The organism is Mesorhizobium sp. M7A.F.Ca.CA.002.04.1.1 (assembly GCF_004022805.1).
Taxonomy (GTDB): domain Bacteria; phylum Pseudomonadota; class Alphaproteobacteria; order Rhizobiales; family Rhizobiaceae; genus Mesorhizobium; species Mesorhizobium ciceri.
The window spans coordinates 1-3,414 of the sequence record NZ_RZPL01000631.1; the positions used below are offsets into that span (position 1 = coordinate 1).

Sequence of the window (3,414 nt, forward strand, 5' to 3'; positions counted from 1 at the left end):
TCGCTATACGGGGAGAAGGTGCCGGCAGGCGGATGAGGAGCGGCGCCGGCCTCTGAAGACGGCTGAAGAGGGGACGGCGCCGGTGTGGGCACCTCGATCGGCGCTGGTGTTTCTGCCGGAACCTCGGCCGGCGTCGGCACTTCGACTGGTGCCGGCTCCGGCCGCTTTTCCGGGCGTGACGGGACGATCTCCGGTTCGGCCGGCGCCGGCGCTGGGACTTCTTGCGGCTGCCGTTCGGGCGTGGGTTCGGGAGTCGCAGGGGTGAGCGGAACTTCCTCGGGCGCCGGCGGCTCTGGAGTCTCTGGCGCGGGCGCCGGTTCTTCTTTCGGCGCGGGCTCCGGCAGAGGTTCCGGCTCGGAGGGAACAGTCGGCTCCGGTGCTGGCGGGATGGTCGGCTCCGGCGCGGGCACCGGTTCCTCGACAGGCGCCGGTTCCGGCGCAGGAATTACCTCCGGCTCGACCGTCGGCGTCGTTTCTGCCTCGGGCCGCGGCTCATCGCGCTTCAAGAACTCCGGGACGACCTGTTCGGCCGCCGGCTTCAGCGCATCGAGTGCTTCCCATTTGATCGGCGGTAGCGGGGCGGTCTCGTCGATCCGTTCCTCGACCACCTCTTTCTTGCCGAACGAAAATATCTTCTTGAAAAAACCAGCCATGCTTTGCGTTTCTCAGGCGGCGCGGGCGGCAAGCGGCGCCGCGATCAGCCTGGTACCATCGTGGCCCGATATATCGGCCTCGACGATCTCACCCGGTGCGCCCGTGCCGAGTGCGGCAAGCGTAAAACCCTCGGTGCGGCCAAGGCCGTCTCGCTCGATCAGGATCGACTGACGCGTACCGGTGAGCAACGACAGATGCCTGACATAGGCAACTTCACCGGCGGCGCGCAGCCGGGCGGCGCGCTGCTTGACCACCTCGCGGCGGAGCTGCGGCATGCGCGCGGCAGGCGTGCCTTCGCGTGGGCTGAAGGGGAAGACGTGGAGATGGGTCAGGCCACACTCCTCGACAATTTTCTCCGAGTTCTCGAACATTTCGTCGGTCTCGGTCGGGAAGCCGGCGATGATGTCGGCGCCAAAGACGATACCGGGGCGCAGCTTGCGCACATCCTCGCAGAAGCGGATCGACTGATCGCGCAGATGCCTTCGCTTCATCCGCTTCAGGATCATGTCGTCGCCCGACTGCAGCGACAGATGCAGATGCGGCATCAACCGGGGCTCGGTGGCGATGGCGTCGAGCAAATCGTCGTCGGCCTCGATCGAATCGATCGACGACAGCCGCAGGCGCTTCACATCGGGCACCTGTTTCAGGATGGTCTTCACCAGTTTGCCGAGCTTCGGCGCGCCCGGCAGGTCGGCGCCGAATGAAGTCATGTCGACGCCGGTCAGAACGATCTCGGCATAGCCGTTGCCGGCGAGCCGCTTGACCTGCTCGACCACGGCGCCCATCGGCACCGAGCGCGAATTGCCGCGGCCGTAGGGAATGATGCAGAAGGTGCAGCGGTGGTCGCAGCCGTTCTGCACCTGGACGAAGGCGCGTGCGCGGCCCTCGATGGCGTCGACCATGTGACCTGCGGTCTCGCGTACGGAAAAAATGTCGTTGACGCGCGCCTTCTCGGTGTCGTTGACGCCGAAATCCGGCAGCGCGCGGTAGGAATTCGCGTTCAGCTTCTCTTCATTGCCAAGCACGAGATCGACCTCGTCCATGGCGGCGAATTTTTCAGGCTCGGTCTGCGCGGCGCAGCCGGTGACGATGATGCGCGCCTGCGGGTTGTCGCGGCGCGCCTTGCGGATCGCCTGCTTGGCCTGGCGCACTGCTTCGCCTGTCACGGCGCAGGTGTTGAAGATCACGGCGCCACCTTCCAACGCGCCGAGGCCCGCACTTTCAGCCTCGCGCCGCATCACCTGCGATTCATAGGTGTTGAGCCGGCAGCCGAAGGTGACGACATCGATCCCCGGGGACACCGGGCTCTTGGGCAGAGCGGACATCAGGCCGCGCTTTCAGTGTCGCGGGCCCATGTCCCGATCGACGGGTCGAAGTTGCCGGAAAATTCCCATTCGGCGGCGCCGGTCAGGACCACGTGGTCATCGTCGCGCCATTCGACATGCAGCGTGCCGCCGCCTGGCGTCAACAGACTGACGCTGCGGCCGGTCCGGTTGGTGCGGGCCGCGGCCACCACGGCCGCGCAGGAGGCCGAGCCGCAGGCCTTGGTCAGGCCTGCGCCGCGTTCCCAGGTGCGGATGATCATGGTTTCGGGCGAAGTAACCTGAGCGATGGTTATGTTGGCGCGCTCGGGGAACATCGGGTGGTTCTCGAGCAGCGGACCGAAGCGGTCGAGCTCGTAGGACCAGACGTCGTTGTCGACCCAGAAGATCGCGTGCGGGTTGCCCATCGAAACGACCGAGGGTGAATGCAGCACGGGGGCGTCGATCGGGCCGATCTGCAGCTCGATCATGCGGGTGTCGCGGAATTCCTCGGCCAGCGGGATATCCTGCCAGCCGAAGCGCGGCGTGCCCATGTCGACCGAGATCGAACCGTCGGCGTGTTCGCGCGCATTGAGGATGCCCGCCACGGTCTCGAAGGTGAAGATCTTCTGGCCGGTCTCGGCGGCGAGCGCCTGGACGACGCAGCGCATGCCATTGCCGCAGGCCTGCGCACCGGTTCCATCGGAATTCAGGATGTCGATGAAAAAGGCGGTGCCAGACGTCCTGGCGTCATGGATCGCCATGATCTGGTCGAAGCTGGTCGCGGCATCGGCGTTCAGCGCAACCGCCGCCGCCGCCGTCACCCGATCGGCACGGCCACGCATATCGGCAACGATGATCTCGTTGCCGATGCCGTTCATCTTGGCGAAAGGGGCAGTGCTGGCCATTGCTCCGAAAAATTCCGTGTCCGTTTGGCGCTATATGGCGGAAACGGGCAGGAATTACCAGTGCGCAGCCGCTTGGTCTCGGCGAAAGCGCCGGACTTACGTGACGGCGAAAATGCCCAGCACCACCAGCAGGAAGATGATCAGAACGATGCCGATAAGGATACGCGCACCGGTGGCCGCGGCACCTGCCAGTGCCGGCATGCCGAGCAAGCTCGCCGCCGCGGCGACGATCAGGAGAATGATAATCCATTTGAGCATGACAATGCCTCGCAAACCGGCAGATATTTCAACCACATGAAAACGCGGTTGCAGCGCTGGGGTTCCGTCGAACCGATGCCTTGATCGTCAAGCGCCTCGGTCAATTTGCGCGCCGGCTCGTCGATCAGCTCGTCGGTGAGCTGGAAGGTGCCCCAGTGACAGCCGGCGGCATGGGCGGCGTTGCACAGCGTCATGCCTTGCACGGCTTCCCAGGATTCTGGTGCTGCGGCGCCATGAACCAGCGCGGCTCATAGGCGCCGATCGGCAGGATGGCGAAGCGGAAACCGCCATGT

Annotated in this window: 3 protein-coding genes and 2 pseudogenes; all 5 read right to left on the reverse strand. The window is 65.3% G+C overall.

The genetic code is table 11. The features are described from left to right. Positions 1-653: pseudogene (locus ENZ75_RS25675) on the reverse strand (signal recognition particle-docking protein FtsY); the annotation flags it as partial. A gap of 12 nt (positions 654-665) precedes the next feature. After that, complete coding sequence (mtaB, locus tag ENZ75_RS25680; RefSeq protein WP_063169540.1) at positions 666-1,979, reverse strand: tRNA (N(6)-L-threonylcarbamoyladenosine(37)-C(2))-methylthiotransferase MtaB; 1,314 nt, start codon at positions 1,977-1,979, stop codon at positions 666-668. Then, complete coding sequence (gene dapF, locus ENZ75_RS25685) at positions 1,979-2,863, reverse strand: diaminopimelate epimerase (protein WP_013528841.1); 885 nt, start codon at positions 2,861-2,863, stop codon at positions 1,979-1,981. The genes mtaB and dapF overlap by 1 nt, the downstream gene beginning before the upstream one ends. Before the next feature lie 96 nt (positions 2,864-2,959). Continuing rightward, a complete protein-coding gene (locus tag ENZ75_RS25690) occupies positions 2,960-3,121 on the reverse strand; it encodes a DUF1328 family protein (RefSeq protein ID WP_013528842.1) in 162 nt (53 codons plus the stop codon). Then, a pseudogene (locus ENZ75_RS25695) lies at positions 3,094-3,414 on the reverse strand (hypothetical protein); the annotation flags it as partial. The pseudogene ENZ75_RS25695 and the gene ENZ75_RS25690, both read right to left, overlap by 28 nt.

Bases quoted from the DNA above. Each gene is read 5' to 3' on its own strand.
- ENZ75_RS25690 (WP_013528842.1), bottom strand. From the start codon at position 3,121: ATGCTCAAATGGATTATCATTCTCCTGATCGTCGCCGCGGCGGCGAGC.
- mtaB (WP_063169540.1), bottom strand. From the start codon at position 1,979: ATGTCCGCTCTGCCCAAGAGCCCGGTGTCCCCGGGGATCGATGTCGTC.
- dapF (WP_013528841.1), bottom strand. From the start codon at position 2,863: ATGGCCAGCACTGCCCCTTTCGCCAAGATGAACGGCATCGGCAACGAG.